The organism is Rhodobacteraceae bacterium M385 (assembly GCA_025141835.1).
Taxonomy (GTDB): domain Bacteria; phylum Pseudomonadota; class Alphaproteobacteria; order Rhodobacterales; family Rhodobacteraceae; genus Gymnodinialimonas.
This window is the reverse complement of sequence record CP081102.1, coordinates 1,728,494-1,750,709: the sequence shown is the minus strand read 5'-3', so window position 1 is coordinate 1,750,709 and position 22,216 is coordinate 1,728,494. Positions and strand designations below refer to the sequence as shown.

The 22,216-nt window shown below is 60.3% G+C and carries 23 protein-coding genes; 17 read left to right on the top strand and 6 right to left on the bottom strand.

All coding sequences use genetic code 11. From position 1 onward, the window contains the following. Positions 1-72: 72 nt before the first annotated feature. Positions 73-444, bottom strand: coding sequence for a methylglyoxal synthase (locus tag K3728_08565; protein ID UWQ97247.1), 372 nt, complete (start codon positions 442-444; stop codon positions 73-75). Between the two features lie 136 nt (positions 445-580). On the opposite strand from K3728_08565, the gene K3728_08560 reads away from it, so the two are divergent. The 8 genes from K3728_08560 to K3728_08525 all read left to right on the top strand — a co-directional run bounded on the left by K3728_08560 (position 581) and on the right by K3728_08525 (position 9,063). Further along, positions 581-1,345 carry a DeoR/GlpR family DNA-binding transcription regulator gene (locus K3728_08560; GenBank protein ID UWQ97246.1) on the top strand — a complete coding sequence of 255 codons (765 nt, stop codon included), beginning with the start codon at positions 581-583 and terminating at the stop codon, positions 1,343-1,345. A 382-nt stretch (positions 1,346-1,727) separates the two neighbouring features. Then, a complete protein-coding gene (locus tag K3728_08555) occupies positions 1,728-1,946 on the top strand; it encodes a Flp family type IVb pilin (GenBank protein UWQ97245.1) in 219 nt (72 codons plus the stop codon). Positions 1,947-2,035: 89 nt separating this feature from the next. Beyond that, entirely contained in the window at positions 2,036-3,277 is a 1,242-nt protein-coding gene (locus K3728_08550; protein UWQ97244.1) for a hypothetical protein, read from the top strand. A 149-nt stretch (positions 3,278-3,426) separates the two neighbouring features. Then, positions 3,427-4,902 (top strand): CpaF family protein, encoded by a 1,476-nt coding sequence (locus K3728_08545; protein UWQ97497.1) that lies wholly within the window; start codon positions 3,427-3,429, stop codon positions 4,900-4,902. 3 nt (positions 4,903-4,905) lie between these two features. After that, positions 4,906-5,868 (top strand): type II secretion system F family protein, encoded by a 963-nt coding sequence (locus K3728_08540; protein ID UWQ97243.1) that lies wholly within the window; start codon positions 4,906-4,908, stop codon positions 5,866-5,868. A 30-nt stretch (positions 5,869-5,898) separates the two neighbouring features. Then, positions 5,899-6,867 carry a type II secretion system F family protein gene (locus K3728_08535; GenBank protein ID UWQ97242.1) on the top strand — a complete coding sequence of 323 codons (969 nt, stop codon included), beginning with the start codon at positions 5,899-5,901 and terminating at the stop codon, positions 6,865-6,867. A gap of 11 nt (positions 6,868-6,878) precedes the next feature. Beyond that, entirely contained in the window at positions 6,879-7,298 is a 420-nt protein-coding gene (locus K3728_08530) for a pilus assembly protein (protein ID UWQ97241.1), read from the top strand. Beyond that, positions 7,285-9,063 carry a hypothetical protein gene (locus K3728_08525; protein UWQ97240.1) on the top strand — a complete coding sequence of 593 codons (1,779 nt, stop codon included), beginning with the start codon at positions 7,285-7,287 and terminating at the stop codon, positions 9,061-9,063. The genes K3728_08530 and K3728_08525 overlap by 14 nt, the downstream gene beginning before the upstream one ends. Positions 9,064-9,145: 82 nt before the next feature. Here K3728_08525 and K3728_08520 read toward each other — a convergent pair whose 3' ends face one another. Beyond that, positions 9,146-9,757 carry a helix-turn-helix transcriptional regulator gene (locus K3728_08520; protein ID UWQ97239.1) on the bottom strand — a complete coding sequence of 204 codons (612 nt, stop codon included), beginning with the start codon at positions 9,755-9,757 and terminating at the stop codon, positions 9,146-9,148. Positions 9,758-10,408: 651 nt separating this feature from the next. Here K3728_08520 and K3728_08515 point away from each other — a divergent pair. Genes K3728_08515 through K3728_08505 form a run of 3 tightly spaced genes read left to right on the top strand, consistent with a single transcriptional unit; the run spans position 10,409 to position 13,364 of the window. Then, positions 10,409-10,993, top strand: coding sequence for a TRAP transporter small permease (locus K3728_08515; GenBank protein UWQ97238.1), 585 nt, complete (start codon positions 10,409-10,411; stop codon positions 10,991-10,993). Further along, positions 10,990-12,285 (top strand): TRAP transporter large permease, encoded by a 1,296-nt coding sequence (locus K3728_08510; protein UWQ97237.1) that lies wholly within the window; start codon positions 10,990-10,992, stop codon positions 12,283-12,285. Before K3728_08515 ends, K3728_08510 begins: the two co-directional genes overlap by 4 nt. Before the next feature lie 35 nt (positions 12,286-12,320). Continuing rightward, positions 12,321-13,364, top strand: coding sequence for a TRAP transporter substrate-binding protein (locus K3728_08505; GenBank protein ID UWQ97236.1), 1,044 nt, complete (start codon positions 12,321-12,323; stop codon positions 13,362-13,364). Between the two features lie 44 nt (positions 13,365-13,408). Here K3728_08505 and K3728_08500 read toward each other — a convergent pair whose 3' ends face one another. From K3728_08500 to K3728_08490, 3 genes are read right to left on the bottom strand one after another with little or no spacing between them, the layout of a single operon-like run. Beyond that, entirely contained in the window at positions 13,409-13,738 is a 330-nt protein-coding gene (locus K3728_08500; protein ID UWQ97235.1) for a hypothetical protein, read from the bottom strand. 58 nt (positions 13,739-13,796) lie between these two features. Then, positions 13,797-14,219, bottom strand: coding sequence for a hypothetical protein (locus K3728_08495; protein ID UWQ97234.1), 423 nt, complete (start codon positions 14,217-14,219; stop codon positions 13,797-13,799). After that, on the bottom strand, positions 14,216-15,607 hold the full coding sequence (locus K3728_08490; protein ID UWQ97233.1) for an MATE family efflux transporter: 1,392 nt from the start codon (positions 15,605-15,607) through the stop codon (positions 14,216-14,218). Before K3728_08490 ends, K3728_08495 begins: the two co-directional genes overlap by 4 nt. A 255-nt stretch (positions 15,608-15,862) precedes the next feature. On the opposite strand from K3728_08490, the gene K3728_08485 reads away from it, so the two are divergent. From K3728_08485 to K3728_08460, 6 genes are all read left to right on the top strand, one after another. Then, positions 15,863-16,429: an XRE family transcriptional regulator gene (locus K3728_08485; GenBank protein UWQ97232.1), complete on the top strand. Its 567-nt coding sequence runs from the start codon at positions 15,863-15,865 to the stop codon at positions 16,427-16,429. Between the two features lie 82 nt (positions 16,430-16,511). Beyond that, positions 16,512-17,714: a glycine C-acetyltransferase gene (locus K3728_08480; GenBank protein ID UWQ97231.1), complete on the top strand. Its 1,203-nt coding sequence runs from the start codon at positions 16,512-16,514 to the stop codon at positions 17,712-17,714. 8 nt (positions 17,715-17,722) lie between these two features. Then, positions 17,723-18,751 carry an L-threonine 3-dehydrogenase gene (gene tdh / locus K3728_08475; protein ID UWQ97496.1) on the top strand — a complete coding sequence of 343 codons (1,029 nt, stop codon included), beginning with the start codon at positions 17,723-17,725 and terminating at the stop codon, positions 18,749-18,751. A 108-nt stretch (positions 18,752-18,859) separates the two neighbouring features. Then, entirely contained in the window at positions 18,860-19,429 is a 570-nt protein-coding gene (locus K3728_08470; GenBank protein UWQ97230.1) for a carboxymuconolactone decarboxylase family protein, read from the top strand. Positions 19,430-19,534: 105 nt separating this feature from the next. Then, positions 19,535-20,179 (top strand): DsbA family oxidoreductase, encoded by a 645-nt coding sequence (locus K3728_08465; protein ID UWQ97229.1) that lies wholly within the window; start codon positions 19,535-19,537, stop codon positions 20,177-20,179. Positions 20,180-20,183: 4 nt separating this feature from the next. Beyond that, the gene (locus K3728_08460) at positions 20,184-20,780 is read left to right on the top strand and encodes a TetR/AcrR family transcriptional regulator (GenBank protein ID UWQ97228.1); all 597 of its coding nucleotides are present in this window, start codon (positions 20,184-20,186) and stop codon (positions 20,778-20,780) included. Here K3728_08460 and K3728_08455 read toward each other — a convergent pair. Then, a complete protein-coding gene (locus K3728_08455) occupies positions 20,777-22,216 on the bottom strand; it encodes a glycerol kinase (protein UWQ97227.1) in 1,440 nt (479 codons plus the stop codon). The genes K3728_08460 and K3728_08455 overlap by 4 nt on opposite strands.

Genomic DNA, 22,216 nt, shown 5'->3' with positions numbered 1-22,216 from the left:
ATCTCGCCCCCTGCCCGCACGCAATAAGCGCGGGGATATCAACGGTTTTCGCCGTCCAAAAACAAATTACCATTACGTGACGGAAAGCGATTTCATGACCGCTGTGGCCGTCTCTTCGTTAACCGCCAAAAGCGTATCATAGAGAATCGCCAGACGGATCAGCGACTTCACATCAACATCGTGAGGCATCGCTGAAAGCGGATCGATGAAGAACACCAGAACTTTCAGATTTCCCTCTGCAATCATCGCGCCCAGTTGCGCGTCACCGCCCAAGGGCCCGGACTTCAGAGGTGTCACCGCAAGGTCCGTTTCCGCCTGCAAGCGCCCCCCGGTTGTGCCCGTCGCAAATAGTGTGTGCCCCGTCAGTGATGCTTCATGGGCTTTCGCCCAGGCAACAAGGGCGTCTTTCTTCTGATCGTGGGCGACAAGGGCAATTGTGGTCATGGGGCTCTCCGCTGGTTGTTCTTGCCATAGCGCACCTGCCCCTGCACGTCACCTAGGTTGCCGCGCCTTGCCTTGGGCCGTTTTGTTCCGCGCCCATACGCGCTACCTTCGCGCCGCACCAAATAGGACGACCGCCATGCCCCTTGGGTTCAGACAAGCCGAAATTCTGGAGATCGCCAACCGCGACGGCAAAGTGACCGTGGACGGCTTGGCCGCGCATTTTGCGGTGACGGTGCAAACCATCCGACGCGACCTGACCGAGTTGGATCACGCGGGCTATCTAAATCGGGTCCACGGCGGCGCGATGCCGGCCTCGGGCACCCATAACTACGCCTATGAAGAACGCCGCGGGCTGCAAGCCGAGGCGAAGGCGAAGATCGCTCAAGCCTGCGCACAGCAGATTCCCAACGATTGTTCTGTCTTTCTGAACATCGGCACCAGTACCGAGGCCGTAGCCGAGCATCTGCGTCGCCACGAGAACCTTCTGGTGGTCACCAACAACCTCAACATCGCCAATATCCTGTCCCAAAGCCCCGCCATCGAGATTGTCGTCACAGGCGGCACCCTGCGCCGGGCCGATGGCGGTTTGATCGGACCGCAGGCGGTGGACACGATTAATACGTTCAAACTCGATTACGCCGTGATCGGCTGCTCGGCGCTGGATCTGGACGGCGATGTGCTGGACTTTGACGTGCAAGAGGTCGGCGTGAGCCAAGCCATCGTCGCGCGGTCGCGCAAGACGTTTCTGGTGGCCGATGCATCAAAGTTCGACCGCACCGCCCCCGCGCGCATCTGCTCGCTTCAAGATGTGGACGGCTTCTTCACCGATGCCCCCCTTGCCCCACCCCTTGCCCAGCACTGCGCTGAATGGGGCGTGCGCGTTCACAATACCGGGCGTTAAGCCGCCATGCCCGTTTGTACGGGTTCACTGGTGCAGTCTCAACCGAGACAACTTGATACGAATCAAGGGTTCCTGTGCCTCCAAAAACGACGCCGCAGCCCCCGTCGAAATGCGGAGGGAAACGGGCCTAAATCTGGCCTTTTTATGCCGTCTTTTTACACAGGTATACACCTACAATTCACCGCAGATACAACTGATTAACATTATGATTTTATTCAGTTTTTATTGGCACCATACCATGGTCGTACGCCCGTAATCCCTAGGTCTAGTCGTAGGTGATTGCCCCCGTCGGCGGATATCTACTTTTCAGCCCATGGGTCATTAATGGGTCATCGGCGGCCAACTGGTCATGCCACGTTATCACCCACTAGGAGCTACCCCAATGACACGTATCTTTAACTTCACCCCCTTCACTGCCTTCGCCAAAGACGAAAGCGGCGCCACCGCGATTGAATACGGCCTCTTCGCCGCCCTGATCGCCGCCGTGATCGTTGGTTCCGTTGCCACTTTGGGCACCGAGACAGAGTCCGGCTTCGACACCGTTGCAACGGCGATTCAAGAAGCTCAAGCGGAAGAAGAAGGCGAAGTCGAGGTGCCGTAAAGCTACTACCCCGTGTGGCACGTGGAAGGTCCGCCCGTGTATTGGGCCTTCCGCGTGTCCCTTTTTCCCTTTCCCCCCAGGAGGCACCCATGCCGTCGCTCGTCCAACCCATTGCAACTGCTCCCGTTGAAAGCCCCGTTACCGCCTATGTCTGCACCGAACAGGGTGCCGCGGTTGTCCGGGACTTCGCTGCCAACATCGGCAACAATGAGCCGGAGTTGTATGGCGGTGGCGTAAGCGGTGCGGCCCGTGTCGCTGATCCATCAAAAGCGTCCCATATCTTGCTGACAGAAATCGGTAACCTGCCCCTGTCCACCGCTTGTGAAAGCGTAGCTGAAATTCGTCGCTCCGGCGCCCGTGTTGTGGTGTTTGGCGAGCAAACCGATATCTCCACCTACCGCGCCATTGTCGCTGCGGGGGCGGTTGATTACTTCCCGTTTCCCGTAAGCTCTGCCGACATCATCGAGTCGCTTAGCCGCATTCCTGCCAACACCCCCACTGCCGCGCCCGAACTTACCGTGGTGCCCGACCCGAACCCGGCCCTGCGCATTGGCGTGACCGGCAGCAACGGCGGCGTTGGTGCCAGCCTTCTGGCCCAGAACCTTGCCTATATCTCCTCCACCAAGAAAAACGCAGTACGCCACACCGCGCTGGTCGATGGTGACCTGCACTTCGGCTCTGCCGCTTGCGACCTGAACCGCAACCCCACCCCCGGTCTGCTAGAGGCGCTTTCCGCCCCGAACCGGGTGGATGAAACCTTCCTGACCGCTTCTATGGATCAAATGACGCCGAAGCTGTCGATCTACTCGGCCCATTTGCACCACGGCGGCGATGATACCCGTGCCATCGACGGCATGACCCACCTGATCCCAACCCTGTCCAAGCACTTTGAGGCCACCATTCTGGATGCCCCGCGCGAGTTGCTTCTGCGCAAGCCTGAGTTGTTGGAAACGTTGGACCGCCTCGTCGTTGTGATGCCCGGTGGCTATTCCGGCGTTCACGCGGCCGTGCGCATGTTGGACGCGCTGAAAGAGGCCGCGCCAGAGCTGACCGTTGTGCCCGTCCTGACCGAGCTGCGCCGCGATGCGGGCCTGTCGGCGAAAGACATGTCCAAGGCGCTAAAGGTTGACCTTCGCCACACCCTGCCCCGCTCGGACGCCGCAATCATGCGCGCCCATCGCGCCGGGGTGCCACTGGTGGCACGCCAACCGCGCAGCCCCTACGGCAAAGTTGCCCAAGCCCTGTGGGACGACATCTCTAAACCCGTAAAGGCCAAAGCGCCTGACGCAGCCGCACCACGCCGTGGCTTTCTGAAGCGGGTGAAGGGATGACCCTTCATATTGAACAACCCTCCCTGCGGGAGGCGCTGGACCAAGTCCTGAGCCTTGCCCGTCGTATTGATGCCGCGGGCCTGTCGGCAACGGAACGTGCCAATGCCGCGATCACTTTCGTGGTCGAGGACAGCGGCCACCCCTGGCCGATGAGCCTTCAACGGCAAATCCTGACCCAAGCAGCCGCGATCTTGGCCGAAGATGACGTGGCCGGTGACTTTACCGCCCCTGCTCCTGCCAAGACGAGCCTGACAGTTCCGCCGACCTCCCCCTCTGCCGCCGCTCCCAAGCCGGCGGCGCAGACATTTGCAGCCCCGGCACCAGCAGCTTCCACAGCATTCCAAGGCAACTCGGAAGAGACTTTGGCCCGCCTGCGCATGGCCAATGAGATCACGCTGGCCCTGTCCAAGCGGATGGATTTCGCTGAACTTGCCGTGCTGAGCCGCCGGGTGCAGGAAGAAAACATCCGCGTCGCGATTTCCGAGCTGTCGTCCGAGCGTAAGCTGCAACTCAACGGCACAGAGATCGCTGACCTTGTGGGCACGATCCTGTCCGACATGCTTGGCCTCGGCCCGCTCGAGGCGCTTTTGGCCGATGAGAGCATCACCGACATCATGGTGAACGGCCCCGATCAGGTCTATGTGGAACGCGGTGGCAAGCTGACTCTGACCAACGTGCGTTTTCGCGATAACGCCCATGTTCTGGGTGTCGCCACCCGCATCGTGGCCGACGTTGGCCGCCGCATTGATGAAGCACAGCCCATGGTAGATGCGCGTCTGGCCGATGGCAGCCGGGTAAACGTGGCTATTCCGCCCTTGGCGATTGATGGCCCCACGATCACCATCCGTAAATTCCCCAACCGCGCGGTGAAGTTCAACGCACTGGTCGAGGGCGGATCTTTGTCGTCGCAGATGGCGGGCTTTCTTGGGCTTGCGTCATTGCTACGCCTGAACATTCTGATTTCCGGCGGTACCGGCTCGGGTAAAACCACGCTGATGAATGCCATGTCCGAGTTCATCCCAGCCGATGAGCGGATCGTCACCATCGAAGACGCCGCTGAACTGCGTTTGCAACAGCCCCATGTTGTCCGGTTTGAAACCCGTCCCCCCTCTATCGAAGGCAACGGCGAGGTGACGACACGGACGCTGGTGCGCAACTCTCTGCGGATGCGCCCTGATCGGATCATCATTGGCGAAATCCGGGGCGACGAAGTGCTGGATCTTCTGCAAGCCATGAACACGGGCCACGACGGGTCCATGTCCACCCTCCACGCCAACTCCCCGCGCGAGGCACTGACCCGTGTGGAAAGCATGGCCGCACTGGCAGGTTTCGCCCCCGGTGGCGGCGTTGTGCGCAAGCAATTGTCCGATGCCGTGCACCTGATCGTGCAGGTCAGCCGGATGCGCGATGGCCGCCGCCGTATCACCTCGATCTCCGAGATTGCGGGCCTTGCGGGTGATGCGATCACCTTGCAGGAAATCTTCCACTTTGAAGTCTCTCCTGACAGCACCCGCGACGCGGTGCAGGGCCAGTTCGTGCACACGGGCTACCGCCCCAACTTCGCAACCCGTGCCGCCGAATACGGCCTTGGTGACGATCTAGATCGCATCTTGGGGATGCACTGATCCATGGGCTTTGATCTTATCCTTCTTATTCTGGGCGGTCTTGCCCTGGCGGGCGTGGTACTGGGGGCGTTGATCGCCCTCGACCGTCGTCGCCGGGCCCACCTGGAACGGTTGGAGCGTGCGCTTCCCACGCGTCAGATCACCGGCACCGATACACCCGCTCGCCGTAAACGCGGCACCGCCTCGGCTGCTGCCAATGGCAACGGCGTGGCCCGCGTCCTGGCCCGGCTCGAGGGCGCAATCGCCCGCGCGGGGCTGCGCCTGTCGGCCACGGAATGCCTTGTTCAGGTCGGCATCGCCGTCCTGATCGTTTTTGCCGGCCTGACGATTGGTCTGGGGCATCCCCCCTTCCTTGCCGCGATTCTTGCCGTTGCCCTGCCCGCCGTGGGCCTGTCCATGATCCTCAAGATCGCCTATGGCCGCCGGATCAACGCTTTCACGCAACAACTGCCCGAAGCGCTGGACGTATTCGCCCGCGGCCTGAAAGCGGGCCGTCCCGTCGCCGATAGCCTGAGCATCGTGGTGGAAAACGCGCCCGAGCCCCTCCGCTCAGAGTTTGCGACCTGCCACGGACAGCTGGTTCTTGGCACCGGGCTGGCCGACACCTTCACCGACCTTGCCACACGCATGCCCACGCCCGAGGCCAACTTCTTCGGCGTCGCCACATCCCTGCAAACCGAGACAGGCGGCAATCTGGTCGACACGATCGAAAACCTTGCCCAGCAGTTGCGTGACCGTCGCCGCCTGAAGCAAAAGGCCCGTGCGCTGTCGTCCGAGGCCCGTGCCAGCGCCATGATCCTCGCCTCCCTACCTTTTGGCATCGCCGGGGTGATCTTTGTGCTCAACGCCGAGTATCTCTCTCCGTTGTTCTATGACCCCCGCGGGCAAAAGCTGCTGGCGGCAGGCATCATGGGTATCATCATTGGCGTGTTCATGATGGTTCGGATGGGGCGTCTTGATGTTTGATCTTACAGTATATTCTCAGGAGCTGGCCCCATGCTGAGCGGTGACACCACCATCTTCTGGCTGGCGTTCGGCGGGTTGACCCTTGGCCTGATGGCCTGTGCCGCGCTGATCGCTGACGCGCGTATCAAAACAACGGCTAATCGCCGTTTGATGCGCGCGGCCGGGCGGATGAAGGGGAGCAACTCCCCCCTCAACACGCCCGATGCGCCCTTGCTGGAGCGGATGCGCACCGGCACCCTGTCGGTTATCACCAGCGTCGGGGAACGTCTGGCCGTTTTGCTTGGCGGTGAGGCCGAAAAAACTGCCGCTGACCTGCGCTCTGCCGGATTCAAGGATCGCGATGCGCTGATGATCTACGCCTTCGCCAAGACGCTGCTTCCCCTGGCCACCGCCGTTATCGGGGTTGGCTGGGTGTTCTTGACCCGTGCCCCGGAAGACTCGCTTTTAATTCCGCTAGCCACCAAGGTCGCCGCCGCGCTGGCCCTGTCCAAGGGCGTAGACATCGCGCTGGACGCCATGCGCAAACAACGCTTGGGCCGTATCCGTGCCGGGGTGCCGGACTTGCTGGAACTGCTGGTGATCGCCAGTGAAGCGGGCCTTGGCCCTCAACCCGCGCTGCAACGGGTGTCCTATGAAGTGGCCCTGGCCCATCCCGAGTTGTCGGCCGAGATGTTGCAGATGGTGGCCGAGATGCGCATGACCAACGACCGCCGCAGCGCTTACGAGGGGCTTGCCGACCGTGTCCCGCTTCCTGAAATCGGGGTCTTTACCCAAACCCTCGACCAATCCGACCGCTACGGCACGCCGTTCTCGCGGGCAATGAAAACGCTGATGTCGGAACTGCGCGCCGACCGCCTGTTGCGGGTGGAAGAAAAAGCCGCGCGTCTGCCCGTCATCATGACCGTTCCACTCATTTTCTGCATCATGCCTGCCGTTTTCGTCGTGCTTGTCGGCCCCGCCGCCATTAGCATCATCGACAACATCTTTGGCGCGACCTGAGCGGAGCCCCCATGTCCAAGTTCCTGTCCCCCCTTCTACGCTTCACCCGCCGCGAAAACGGCGCAGTCGCGATCGAATTTGTCCTTCTCGCGCCGCTTTTGTTCGGCCTGCTGTTCGGGATCATCTTCGTGGGCTACGCCATGGCGCTCAGCCACTCGGTGCAGCAACTCGCCACCGCCTCGGCGCGAGCCAGCGTGGCCGGGATCACAACGCAGGAGCGGACCGAAATCTACGACGCCTATATCGAGGAAGCCTCCAGCAATTACCCCCTGCTGCGGCAAGAGGCTATCGCTGACACCCCCACCATCACCGCCTCGGATATCCGGGTCGAGATCTCTTACGCTGTGGATGGCTCTTTGTTGGACCTTGCAAGCGGCATCATCGGGATGGAGCTGACCCATTTGGCGGGGAGCGCTTATGTCGCGTACTAGCGCCCCTTCCCGGCTCCAGTGCCACCTGCGCTCTTTCTCCCATAACGAGGAAGGCGCCGCTGCCGTTATCGTCGCCCTCTTGCTGACGGTTCTGTTGGCCTTCGTGGCCTTTGGCACCGACATCGCCGTGGTCTACCGCGATCAGTCGCAGTTGCAGGCCCATAGCGACCTGACAGCTCTGGGTGTGGCCGCTGATTTGGATGAGGCCGATGATCGCCTTGTCCAAATGCTGGATGGTAACGCGCTGGCGGATGAGGATTTTGTGGACTGGCAATTCGGGCGCTACCTGCGCAATCCGGCTATTGCCCGAGAGGACCGGTTTCAACCGCGCGCCCAAGGCGACCCGGATGTGAACGCCGTGACCGTCCGCCTGCGCACCGACGCGCCGCTCACCTTTGCGCAATTGTTTTACGATGGCGACAGTGTCCCGCTGAACTCCGTGGCCACGGCCTCTCGCACTGGGGCCGCACGCTTCACGCTTGGGTCACGGTTCTTGGGCTTTGATCCCGACGCGCTCTCTGGCCTGCTGACAGGTCTTTTGGGGTCACAAATCACCCTCAATGTCGGCGATCAGCTCGCGCTGGATAGCGAAGACATCAACGTCGCTGACTTTCTGGACGCGTTATCGAACCGGATGGGGTTTGACCCCTTGAACCCCGCTGACGTGTTGACGATGCGCCCCAGCTTGGCCGATTTCGTTCGCACCATGCAGGACATGCTTCCCGCCGGTGTTTCAGGGCGCTTGGCGCAATTCACCGTGCTTCCCGTTTCTCTTGAGGCCGGGATCGGCGATATCATCGCCTCTGACCAAGACGCCCGTGATCTTGGTCTGACCCTGACCGCCTTCCTTGGTGAAACGGAAGTCAGCGCCCTCGATCTGCTGATCGCCGCTGCCGAGGCGGTCGATGGCACTAATACGGCGGACTTGGATATTGGCGTCGCGGTTCCGGGTATCCTTGATGTCGATGCAAGCCAAAGCTTTCCGGACAGCCCCGCCGATTCCGGTTGGTTGGCCATTGGCGAGGAAGGCACGACCCTTAGCACCTCCGCCGCTGAATTAGACGTTGACGTCGAGGTAGAGCCAAGCATTCTGGGCGGCCTCGTTTCCGGCGTCGCCGCCACCCGCCTTCACCTGCCGCTTCATGTCGACGTTGCGGGGGCAACCGCCACTTTGACAGAGCTGAACTGCACCACGACCGATCCTAACGATGTCATCGCCCGCTTCTCCACAGCCCATAACCCGCTTACTCCCTCCGACGGCGTTTCCGTCGCGGCGCTGTATCTGGGCGAGCGCACCTATGACCCGGTGACTTCCAGTTGGGTGAATGACTACGCCGATTTCCTGGATATTCGCGTAAGCTTGCTTCTTGTGAGCGTTGACCTGACGCTGCAAATCCGCGCCTCCGCGACCGTTGGTCAATCGCAGGTCGAAGAGGTCTCGTTCACCGAGAACGACATGATTAACGGCACCAACATGCGCACCTTCGGATCTGGCGATCTGCTGGCCACAGCCATTAGCGACCTTCTGGCTGCCGACAACACCGAAATCCGCATCAAGCCAAGCGATGGGGGACTTCTGACATCGGCGGTTAATGGCATCGTTGGCACGTTGATTTCCGTGCTGCCGGCTCAACTTCTGGCAGCGCTTGCCTCTCCGCTGGACTCGGTCCTTGATGCGGTGCTGGACGCCGTGGGGCTAAACCTTGGAGAGGGCGAGCTGACCCTGACCGGCCATCATTGCGAAAGGGTGCAGCTTGTTCAGTAACCGACGCTCCCTTCCCCGCGTAACGAAAAGGCCAGCACACCGGAATGTGCTGGCCTCTTACGGATTGCTTGTCTGTGACGCGTTAGGCTTGCGCGGCGCGGGGCAGAGCCGCCATGTCCTGGTCGGCCAAAACGGCGCGATCAACGGCGGAGCGACGCTTTTTCTTTGCAACCGGAAGCTCGGTGACATTGGCGGTTTCAACTTCCGCCGTGTCCGAGGTCTGCGCCAGGGCGCAGACTTCATCGGTCACAAAAGCCATCAACTGATAGCGCGTCTCAAGGCCGGATTTGTTGTAAATACTGCCAAGCTGCGATTTGACCGTCGCAATGGCACAGCCGCGCATGTCAGCAACTTCGGCGTTGGAAAACCCTTTGGCCACGAACAGCGCCACATCGCTTTCGGCCTGCGAAAGGCCCCATTCTTTAGTGTAGCGCAAAATGACCGCCTCTTTCGACACTTCGGTGCCAACCTCGGGCGCTGGACGCTCGATCGTTTGCACTTCGAAATGCGCGCGGAATTGGTAAAGAGCGGCGGCTGCAACGGCGGCGGTCAAACCCACGAAGACGATAAACATGCCAACGATCAGCGCGGGGCTTTGTTGTTCTACTGGGACCAGAAACTGAAGCGCCAGCCCCGTCTTAACTGCACCAACTAAACCGACGCCGGCTGCTACTGAGACAATTAACCTTGTCATTTTGTTATTCCTTTCACCCGTGTTCCTTAACGCTAGGTTCGGATTGTGGCGGAATTTGGTGATAGATTAGGGCACCGCGTGGCTATAATTTCGTTATTGTTGCGTCGTAAACCTTAAGGATGAGACCCAATTCACCAAGCCGCACGGACCAACGGTGACGCTGTGGGGGGATCAAACTGAGGTTGGATACCCTCCATCCAATATCCTGAAATTAAACAATAAAAAAACAACCTACCCGGCGCATCATACCTTCGTCGCATAGGCCATTTTGGCCCCAAACGGGAACCGCGCAGCCCCCAAGAGGTCACCCCTTTTCTGCCACATTGTGTCCTGCCCCTACGTCATTGCGACAGAGTGTTTCTTTGCCGCTTCGTTAACGCTTCGACCGTTCAGGCCCCGGCTTGTCCCCGCCTAAATCATCGGCACATCTTACGTCAGCCCGCCTTTGCCCGGCGAATTGTACAATCTCGCGTTGCCTAACGGTCCGCGAAAAGCCTACCGTGCTGACTATGGTTCGACACGCAATTCTCTCTTTTGGCATGCGCCCCCAAGTATCGGGGCCAGCGCGGCCTAGGGGTGCTGCGATCGTTTCCGCGCGTCACATCACTGGCGCGCCTGCCGCCGGTATCGTTTCAACAGGAGGCTCCCTGCGTGCACCAGTTCCATAGGTTAACCTCAAAAATCAGCACCTGGCTTGCGTGGGCGGCGGGGGCGGTCATCCTGTTTGGCTGCGCCGTACCCATCGCCATTGATGTCGTGTCCCGCGCCACGTTGGGCCGCACGATTGTCGAGAGTTTTGAGATCTCTAGCTACGCTTTCGCCGCCTGCATCGGCCTTGGGATGGGCTACACCGTGTCCAGCAAGGCCAACATCCGGGTCGATATCCTGACCGCCAAGCTACCGCGCCGCTTGCGCCTTGGCTTCGATATGGTGGCCGCCACGGCGATGGCGGTAACGGCGGTGGCCTTGGCCTACTACACCTTCGATGTCTTGGCCGAGAGCTGGAACTTGGGCGCACGCTCACAATCCACGTTGCAGGTGCCATTGATCCTGCCCCAAAGCCTGTGGTGGGCCGGGTTCGTGTGGTTCGCCACGGTCGCCTGTCTGACCCCGCTTTTCGCGGCCGCCCGTCTGCTTGCCCGGGACCCCGACGGGGCCGAGGCGCTGATCTCCAACCCCGACCTGATGGACGAAATCAAGGACATCGGCATTGATGTGGGCGAGGATACCCCATGATTAAGGGCGCAATCTTTTTCCTGCTGATCGGGCTGGCGCTGAGCCTGCCCGTGGCGGCTGTTCTGGCGATCACCGGCTATTACCTGTCAGAAACCTACGCCTTTATTCCCATGACCCGCGCCGCAGGGCCGATCATGTGGAGCCATTCCAACGACTTCATCCTGATCGCCGCGCCGATGTTCATCATGATGGGTGAGCTGATGCACCGCTCTGGCGTGTCCGAGCGCTTGTTCGGCGCGCTGGCCCCGTGGTTTGCACGGGTGCCGGGGCAGTTGATCCATACCAACATCGCCTCTAGCGCGGTCTTTGCGGCGACGTCCGGGTCTTCGCTGGCCACCGCGGCGACCATCGGCACGGTGGCGGTGCCGAATATGGACAAGGGGGGCTACAACCGTCCGTTGTTTCTCGGCTCCATCGCGGCGGGGGGCACTTTGGGCATCCTGATCCCGCCGTCGATCAACATGATCGTCTATTCGGTGCTGTCGCAAACCTCGGTTACGGACCTTTATGCTGCGGGGTTCATTCCCGGCATGCTGCTGGCGATGCTGTTTTCCGGGATCGTCCTTTTTGCCGTTCTCGCAAATCCTTCATTGGTCAAATCCAAGCCTGCAACCGGATCGCTTTGGCCTGCGCGGATTGCCGGGTTGCCGCATTTGCTGCCGCCGTTGGGATTGTTCTTTGTTGTCGTGGGGTCAATCTACGTGGGTCTTGCCACTCCGACCGAAGCCGCGGCCTTGGGCCTTCTGGCGACCCTTGGCTTGGTCGCGTTGAACGGTAAACTCTCTGTCGCTGTGCTGCTAAGCGCCTTTGAAGGCACCGTGCGGACCACCTGCATGATCATGCTGATCGTGCTGGCAGCCTTCTTCCTGAACCTTGCCATGGTCTCGGTCGGGTTGGTGGATACAATCACCACGGCCATTCTGGCCCTTGGGTGGCCGCCCTTGATGATGCTGCTGGCAATCATCGCGTTCTACCTGCTTTTGGGCTGCTTCATGGAGACGATCTCGATGATGATCGCCACCACGCCGATCATCGTGCCCGTCATCATCGGGCTTGGCTATGATCCGGTTTGGTGGGGCATCGTCTTTGTCATCCTGATCGAGGCGGCCTTGATTACGCCGCCCGTGGGGATGAACCTTTATATCGTGCAGGCGGTGCGCAAATCGGGTTCCATCCTTGATCTGTTCATCGGCTCGATCCCGTTTTTGTTGGCCATGCTCATCATGATCGGCCTGCTGATCGCCCTGCCCGGCCTCGCGCTGTGGCTGCCCGAAATCGTTAACCCAAGATAGGCCGGGAACAACCCGGCCCCAACAAGGAGAGTCTTATGAAACAACACCTTACCGCTGTAAGCGCCCTGGCCCTTGGCCTCGCCGCCGCGCCTGCGTTGGCCCAAGATATTCCGGCGACCGAGTTCAACGTCGTAGGCTCCATCGGCATTCTGTCGATGTACCTAGATATGGAGCAACCCTTCTGGTCCGAAACCATCGTTGAGGCGACTGACGGCGCGATCACGGCCAACATCCGCCCCTTCAACGAGCTAGGCTTTGATGGCGGAGAGCTGTTCTCGCTTGTGTCCAACGGCACCGTGCAAATGGCGCACCAAGTCCTTGCCTATACCTCTGGCTCTGTCCCGATGAACGAGGCGACCGATCTTGTGGGCGTTGTGGCCGATGTGGAGGCTGTTCACCAAGCCGCCATGGCCTTCCGCGACACCCATACGGCGTTTTTGGCGGAAAATCACGACATCCAGCTTCTGGGCTACGGCACCTATCAAAGCCAAGTCGTCTATTGCCGCGATGAATTCACCTCTCTGACCGATCTGGCAGGGCGCCAAGTCCGCGCGTCGGGGGCCTCTCAGCAGGTGTTCTTGGAACATATCGGGGCCTCTCCCATCGGGATGGCGTTTGGCGAGGTGCCCACCGCCATGGCCAACGGCACGATTGATTGCGCGATCACTGGCGCGTTGTCCGGCTATTTGGCCGAATGGCACCAGCCCGCGAACTACATCTCGGCCATTCCGATCAACCACGGCGTGATCGCCCATATCGCCAACCTTGATTGGTGGAACAGCCTCGACCCTGCCGCCCAAGAAGCGATCTCCACCGGCTTGGCCGAGCTGGAGACAGAGATGTTCACCCTTGCCGCCACCGAAACGGCGGACGGTCTGTCGTGCAATACCGGGGGCGACTGCGCTTATGGCGACGCGGCATCCATGACGCTGGTTCCCGCATCCGATGCTGATATGGCGCTGATGGCCGAAGCCGCGACCGAGGCTGTTCTGCCCGCCTACCGCGACCGTTGCGGCGACGAATGTGCCACCGCTTGGAACGAGACCATCGGGGCCGCGATGGGTTTTGAGATCCAGTAAATTGATAGCGGGATGAGCGGGGTTGCCTGCTCATCCTCTCCCCTTCAGGCGTCGTCGTCCAAGGCCTCCAAGGGGCTTTGCAGGAACGCCCGCCTGCCATCGGTGTGATAGGCCTGCGCCACCTGATCGGCGATAAGATTAAGGGTGAAGCGGTTCACCTCTCCCCCCCGAAAGTTAGCGTAACGCGTCCAATAGGTGTCGCCCTCCAGACCCCATTCTGCCGTGTCCTGCGTGCCGTCAGCAAACCGCGCCGCGCAGTCCCCTTCCCTGCCATAAGTGACCGTGGCAACCCGCGCCTTGGTGTCAGGATCAAAGGCGTACAGGGTCTTGCCCGCCATGAAGGATTGCAGCTCTTCTGCTGTAAGGCGTGGCACCGGACGTTTCCTTTATCTGAGTGGTCGCGCCAATGCTCCATGCACTGGCGCGATAGGTTTACCAGTTATCCAACTGCAAATGCGGCTGCCCGTCACTGGTTTTCTCGACCGATTGCCCCTTGGGGCCCACCACACCGCGAACGCGCTTGCGCAGGTTCGAGAACGCATCCGAGGTGACAACATCCACCGCCTCATCCAGATGCAACGACAGATGCACCCAACCGGGGCGTAGTTCGGACATCTCGCGCACCTCGCCCGTGAACGGCTGCCCCATGAAACGGCCCGTCACCCTGTCGCCGACCGTAACCGCGGCCTTGCCGAGGGCGGCCGACATGGTGTTCCAATCGTGGAACCCGTGCCGCTTCGCCACCTGCTCCAACGCTTTGCCTTGGCCCATCGGCCTCCCCTGCTCTGCCATCTCCCGGCGCAATTGTGCCGCTTGATCCTTGGCCTGAGCGATTGTTTTGGGTTGAACGCTCATAGCGCCACTCCTTTCTTTGGCTGGAAAATACCCCAGGCCAGGTTGCTGTGTCTGCCGCGCCGAAACAGCACGACCAAGGTTAGGCCAAGCAGCAGGATTTCTGCCAATGGCCCCGCGAGCCAAACCCCGATTTCCCCGAACGACAGGGGCAACAGAAGGGTTAACGGGATCGCGAATAGGTAGGGTTTCGTCAGGCCCAAAATGGCCGCGTTCAAGGCTGATCCGATGGCTTGAAAATAGCTCGCCACCATCATCAGCGGCCCCATCAGGAAGAACACGACGGTCATGATCGGCAAAATCCGCACGACCTCAGCGATTACGGCGGGGTCATCCACAAAAGCGCCCGCGATTTGGGCCGGAAAGCGCATCACAATGGCTTGCACCGTGGCGCAGTAGATCAGCGCCACCCACAGAGCGATGCGAAAACTTGCGTCCGCCCTGTGCCAAATCTGCGCGCCATAGTTGTTGCCGGTGATCGTCTGCATCGCAAACGACAGCCCAAGAAGCGGCAGAAAGGTAAAGGTGACCACGCGCGTGATGATCCCATAAGCCGAGATCGTATCGCCGTAAGCCGGGCTCCCCACCCATTGCAGCATCATGATAATCGCCGCGGACGAAAGGGAGAGGCCCAAGAAGTTCAGGCTTTGCGGGGCACCAAGGGCAAGGATACGCCCCCACCCATGCCCCATCGAATAGCGCCGCAAAATCGCCGGTCGCAACGCGGTTTTGCCCCAGATACGGAACCCGACCACGATACAAAGCGCCAAAGCCTGCGCCGCCGCCGTGCCATAGGCAGACCCGGCCACGCCCATCTCGAATATCGCGATCAGGACGTAGTTGAAGGCGATGTTGGCCAGCGACACAAGCAAGCTCATCGCAGCCATGAAGCCCACGCGCCCCTCGTTGCGCAGCGCGTCAGAGTTCACCGACAAAACGAACAACAAGGGCGAGAAATAGACCGTGATCCGCAGGTAGATCACGCCCATCCGCGCCAGTTCCACGTCACCACTGGCCGCGCTTAACGCCATCGCGGGACCGAAAAGGGTGAACAACACAATTAATGCGGCCCCCAACATGAAGGCCAACCCGTGGGCGCCCGCAAAAACTGCGCCCGCCCCTTGCATATCCCCTGCCCCCAAACGGCGCGCCAATAGACTGGACATGCCGTTGGAAACAAGGGTCGAAAGCGCCACGATCAGCATGTAGATCGGGAACATCAATGTGACAGCGGCCAAGGCCTCGGGGCCCACATAGATGCCCAGAAACAGCGCATCGGCCACCGATAACAAGCCGTTCATCCCCATCACAAAAATGATCGGAACGGCGGTTTTCAGATAGATCACGCCAAGGGGCGCATCCGTGAAGGAATTCGGGGGGGTATCAGACATTTCCAATATCTCTCTAGCAACGTCGCGCAGTGAAAGATGGAACCCGCATTACCATCCGCGCGATTGCGGAAAGAGACTTTGAAAACGTATCACGTAGAACTTCACCAAGACTTGCGTCAGCGGGCGGCAGGCGTCTACGGCCTGAGCGCCATCTAGGATGAGTCCTTGAACCAGTCAAGCAATTTTATTTGCCCTGTTGGAGGCGCAGGTTTCCTCCGCTATGTTGGAGGTCACGTAGGATCGGAGCAGGACACAATGACGGATCGGGCAGAAATCACGGCGCGTTTGGCATCTCGGCTGAAGGAAGAACGGGCGGCCAAAGGGCTGAGCCTGGACGCTTTGGCGAAGCTCTCGGGGGTGTCTCGGTCCATGCTCAGCCAGATCGAGCGGGGCGAAAGCAGCCCCACGGTGGCCAGCCTTTGGAACCTGACCCGCGCCCTATCCGTTGATTTCGCGTCCCTTTTGGATGATGAAGCCGAGCCGGTTCACCCCATCCGCGAAATCGTCCATGCCGACAACACCCCCGTTATCCGCAACCGCGCCGCGGGCTGCGAGATCCGCATCCTAAGCGCCCCCGATGAGGTGGGCGGAACCGAGGTCTATGATATCCGTTTTAACGCAGGCGCAGCGCTGGAAAGTGCCCCGCACAAGGCGGGGTGCGTGGAACATCTGACCGTTCTGGAAGGCGCCTTGGACGTCGTTTCCGATGGCGAACGGGCCAAAGCAGGCACCGGAGACACCATCCGTTATGCCGCCGATGTTGAGCATTCGATTCTTGCGGCAGGGCAATCGCGGGCGCTTTTGATCGTGAAAAACGCCTGAAATCCAACTTAACGGCCAAAATCCCAGATATTGACATTCAGCATCTCCAACGGATATCTATCCGCTAAACCGGAGGCTCCCCATGTCCACTCAATTTCTCGACCACATTTCCAACACTCTGACCGGCATCGAAAATGACGGGCTGTATAAGAACGAACGCCTGATCACGTCAGCCCAAGCGGGGCAGATCACGGTAGAGCTGCCCAATGCCAGCACGCGCCAAGTGATTAACCTTTGCGCCAACAACTACCTTGGCCTCGCCGATCACCCGCAACTGATCGAAGCCGCGAAAGGCGCGATGGATGACCACGGCTACGGCATGGCCTCGGTCCGGTTCATCTGCGGCACCCAGGACCTGCACCGTGAGCTGGAGCGAGAGCTTGCCGCGTTCCTGAATAAGGACGATGCGATCCTGTTTGCCGCCTGTTTCGACGCCAACGGTGGCCTGTTCGAGCCCCTTCTTGGCCCCGAAGACGCGATCATCTCCGATAGCCTGAACCACGCCTCGATCATTGACGGCATCCGGCTGTGCAAAGCCAGCCGCTACCGCTACGCCAACTCCGACATGGCGGATCTGGAGGCCAAGCTGAAGGACGCACGCGCGGGCGGCGCACGGTTCATCATGATCGCCACCGATGGTGTTTTCTCGATGGATGGCTATCTGGCGAAACTGCCGGAAATCACTGAATTAGCTGCGAAATACGATGCGCTGGTGATGGTGGATGACTGCCACGCCACAGGCTTCATGGGCCCAAAGGGCGCGGGCACGCCAGCCCATCACGGTGTCGATGTAGACATTCTGACCGGCACGTTGGGCAAGGCCCTTGGCGGCGCGATTGGGGGCTATATCGCCGGACCTCAGCCGGTGATTGACCTGCTGCGGCAACGGGCGCGGCCTTACTTGTTCTCCAACTCTTTGCCGCCCTCGGTTGTGGCGGCAGGGCTGAAGGCGCTTGAGCTGGTGGAAAACGGCGACGCGCTGCGCCAGCAATTGTTCGATAACGCCGCTTATTGGCGGGCCGGGCTGGCGGAGCTTGGGTTTGACCTTCTGGAAGGGGAGCATCCGATCATTCCGGTAATGCTGGGGGATGCGAAACTCAGCCAACAAATGGCCGCGCGCCTGTATGAATTGGGAGTGTACGTTGCGGGCTTCTTCTTTCCTGTCGTCCCCAAGGGCCAAGCCCGCATTCGCACCCAGATGAACGCGGCCCTGACCCGTGAGGAACTTGACACAGCCCTTGCCGCCTTCGCCACGGCGGGCCGCGAGTTGGGGATCATCCGATGAATGGCACGATGAAATGTCTGGTGAAGTCCAAGGCCGAGAAGGGCCTATGGATGGAGACCCGGCCAATTCCGCAAATCGGCCCTGATGAGGTGCTGATCCGCGTGAACCAAACCGGGATTTGCGGCACCGACGCCCATATCTGGAACTGGGATGAATGGTCCCAGAAGACGGTGCCTTTGGGCCTTATAACCGGCCATGAATTCGCCGGAGAGATCGTAGAGCTTGGCCGCAACGTCGATGATCTGAGCCTTGGCCAGCGCTGTTCGGGCGAAGGTCATTTGATCAGCAAACATTCCCGTCAAAGCCGGTCGGGCAAGTTCCATCTGGACCCGGAAACCAAGGGCATCGGCGTGAATGTGGACGGTGCCTTTGCCGAATACCTCGCCCTGCCCGCTTTCAATGTGGTCCCCCTGCCCGACGCCATCCCTGATGAGATCGGCGCGATCCTTGATCCTCTCGGCAACGCCGTTCACACCGCGTTAAGCTTTGATCTGATCGGAGAGGACGTGCTGATTACCGGCGCGGGGCCCATCGGCATCATGGCCGCCGCCGTGGCACAGCATGTCGGCGCACGCCATGTGGTGATTACCGACATTAACCAAGATCGGCTCGATCTGGCGGCGCAGGTCACGGATGTCGTCGCGGTCAATGTCTCCACGACCGATCTGCAAAGCGTGATCGATGGTTTGGGCATGAAACAAGGCTTCGATGTGGGGCTGGAAATGTCGGGCAACGCGGCGGCGTTCGATCAGATGGTCGAGGCGATGGTGATGGGCGGGCGCATCGCGATGCTTGGCATTCCGCCCGGCAAATCGCTGGTGGATTGGAACCGTATCGTCTTCAAGGCGCTCACCATTAAAGGGGTCTATGGCCGTGAGATCTTTGAGACCTGGTACAAGATGATCGCCATGTTGGAGGATGATTTGGACATCTCGCGCATCGTCACACACCGCTTTCCCGTCGGCCGCTTTGAAGATGGCTTCGCCGCGATGCTCTCGGGAAGTTCCGGCAAGGTGGTGTTGGATTGGCGGGCGTAGGTCCGGTGCCTCACATTTGAGTGATTGCTCAAATAGATACTTGAGCAATCACTCAAACATCCTTACTTAGCCGTTATCAATTCTGATACCGGCCTGAAAGGACATCCCATGGCTACGTTCCCCATCCACACCATCGACTCTGCCCCCGAAGCTGCAAAGCCCGCTCTGGAAGCCTCGTTCAAGAACAACGGTCGCATTCCGGGCCTTCACGGCACCATGGCCGCCGCCCCGCCGCTGCTGGAAGCCTATGCTTTCGCCCACCAACAGTTTATGGCCACCAGCCTCTCGGCCGAAGAGAAAACCGTTGTTTGGCAAACGATTAACGTCGAAAGCAATTGCCATTACTGCGTGCCTGCCCACACCGGCATCGCGAAGATGATGAAGGTGGATGACGCCATCACCGAGGCGCTGCGTAATGAGACACCCCTGCCTACGGCCAAGCTGGAAGCCCTGCGTACTTTTACGCTGGCGCTGATCCGCGACCGTGGTTTTGTCTCCGACGCCGACACCCAAGCCTTCCTTGACGCGGGCTTCACCGAGACGAATATCTTGGAGATCATCCTGGGTGCGGCGCAAAAGCTGATGTCCAACTACACCAACCACTTCGCCAAAACGCCTGTCGATCAGGTGTTCCAGAAGTTTGCTTGGGAAAAGAACGACGCCGTCGCAGCCGAATAAGGTTACCGGCGAGGGCTGGCGTTTGGCGCCCGCTCCACCCATATGACAGCGCAAGTGGCGGGCATCGGCCCGCCTTTGCTTTGATGCGCCCAGAAAGGACCGACCATGACCGAGCCCCTGAAAATCGACATCATCTCTGATGTTATGTGCCCCTGGTGCATCATCGGCTACCGCCAGCTTGCCACCGCTCTGGAAGCAACCGGCACGCCCCATGAAATCCAGTGGCACCCGTTCGAATTGAACCCCCAGATGCCGCCTGAGGGGCAGAACACGCGCGAACATATCATCGAGAAATACGGAAGTACGCCGGAACAATCCGAGCAATCGCGCCAGCAAATGAAGGCCTTGGGCGATAGCCTTGGGTTTGACTTCGCGTGGTCCGAAGACTCGCGCATGCACAACACCTTCAACACCCACCAACTGCTCCATTGGGCAAATACCCAAGGCCGGATGCACGACCTGAAACAGGCGCTTTTCACGGCCCATTTCACCGATCAACGCAACCTGTCTGACACCTCCGTGTTGGCCGATGTTGCAGGCGAAATCGGGCTGGACCGGGCCGAGGCAGAGGCCGTGTTGGAAGATCAACGTTACGCCAAAGAGGTGCGCAGCGCAGAACAGTTCTGGCAGCAACAGGGCATTTCCGGCGTGCCTGCCGTGGTCTTTGACCGCAAACACCTTGTCACCGGGGCGCAGGGCGTCGAAAACTACACCAGCATCCTGAGCCAACTGGCGGAAATGAGGGACTAAACCCATGGCACGCGCCGCAAATTACGATCGTGATGCCGCCCTAGATGCGGCCATGGCCGTGTTTTGGCGCAAGGGCTATCACGCGACCTCCCTCAAGGATCTGGAGGTCGCGTTAACCATGAAGCCGGGCAGCATCTACGCGGCCTTTGAGAGCAAAGAAAACCTCTACCTGCTGGCGATTGAGCGGTATTTTGAAGCCTCTCGAAAAGGGTTCCTCGCCCAGATCGCCAAGGCCGATACGCCGCTGACCGGGCTTGCGGCGCAGTTTCAAACCTACGCCGATCTTTCTGGGACTGAGCCGACGCGGCAGGCCTGTATGTTGATGAAAACAATGGTCGATACGGCCACGACGGAACCGGCAATTGCCACCGCGGCGCAGAACTACCTCGATCAGATGTGCGCGGCCTTTGCCGATACCTTCAAAGCCGCCCAATCTGCGGGGGAAGTCCGCGCTGACGCGGATCCTAAGCGTCTTGCTCGGCGCTATCAGGCCAATATCTCGGCGCTACGGGTGGAGCTGCTGCGCGGCTTGCCCCGTGAAGATATTCAGAAACTCGCCGATGATATGGCGCAAGAGACACTTGCCCTTTGCGACGCCTAGGCCCGCGCCCGCCGAACCGCATCGGCGAATACTTGGCGTTGAACCCGCCGCTCCTGCGCAGTGATCGTGGGCCGGAAATTGTCCACCTCCAACGGCAAGTGGATCTCTCCCCCCAACACCCTTGCCGCCATCATCGCGACGCCTAAGGCGCCGACCTCGGCAAGGTCGGACCGGGTCACGGTGGCGTTCAGAAAGTCCGCCTGCCGCCCCATCAGCCAATCATTGACCGAAGCGCCGCCATCGGCCCGCAAGGTATGGAGCGGCACTGCGGACGCATCGGCCATGGCCTCAAACACATCGGCGATCTGGTGGGCAATCGCCTCTAGGGCGGCGCGGGCGATGTGGCCACGCGTTGTGGCCAGCGACATGCCCGAAATCAGCCCCCTTGCAGCATCGTCCCAATAGGGCGCGCCAAGACCCGCGAAGGCCGGAACAAGGGCGACGCCGCAGGTGTCAGGCACTGTTTGGGCAAGGGCCGTCAAAGCTTCCGGATCATCCAAACCCAACATATCAACGGCAAACGCCGCCGTTTGGGCCGATACAGTTATGTTGCCTTCAAGGGCATAGGTGGTCTTGTCCTGTGCGGTCCACGCGATGGTCGAGGACAGGCCGTTGGACGGCAGCGCCCGTTCGGGCAAGGGCATCATCAGCGACGATCCGGTGCCATAGGTCGCCTTCACCGTGCCCGCCTGTCGGATACCGTGGCCGTAAAGCGCGGCGTGGCTATCGCCCATCACGGCCAAGATCGGCGTCCCCTTAGCCAAGGCAGTAGTCCCCGGCGCTACCCGGCCAAATTCTGCATCTGATGCCAAGGGCGTAGGCAAGCACGACATCGGCACTTCAAAAATATCGCAAAGGCGCGGACTCCATTGCAAAGCGCGCGTGTCGAACAAAAGACTGCGCGAAGCGTTCGAATGATCCGTGACAAAGGCCGCTCCGTCCGTGAGCTTCCAGATCAACCACGCATCAACGGTCCCGGCCCGCAGACGCCCCAGAGCGTGCAACCGGGCGGCCTCAGGCCGATGGGCCAATATCCACGCGAGTTTAGAGGCCGGAAACAGCGGGTTGATCCCAAGCCCAGTAAGGCGGTGAACTTCGTCCGCGTGGTGCTGAAGCGTGGCGCAGACCTCTGACGTACGGCGGCACTGCCAGATCGGCGCGGGGCCAACGGGCGTGCCAGTTTCACCATCCCACACCACCAGCGTTTCGCGTTGGTTGGAGATGCCTATCGCATCGATCCGGTCCACCTTGGCACTGACATCCGCAATCACTCGTTGCGTCGCCGTCCAGATCGCCATGGCATCCTGTTCGGCCCATCCCGCCTGCGGATAGTGGGTTTCCATCGCAACCGAGGACGCGGCAAGGGTGGCACCATGGGCGTCAAACACCAAGGCCTTGGTATTTGTGGTGCCTTGATCAATTGCGAGAATTTGCAT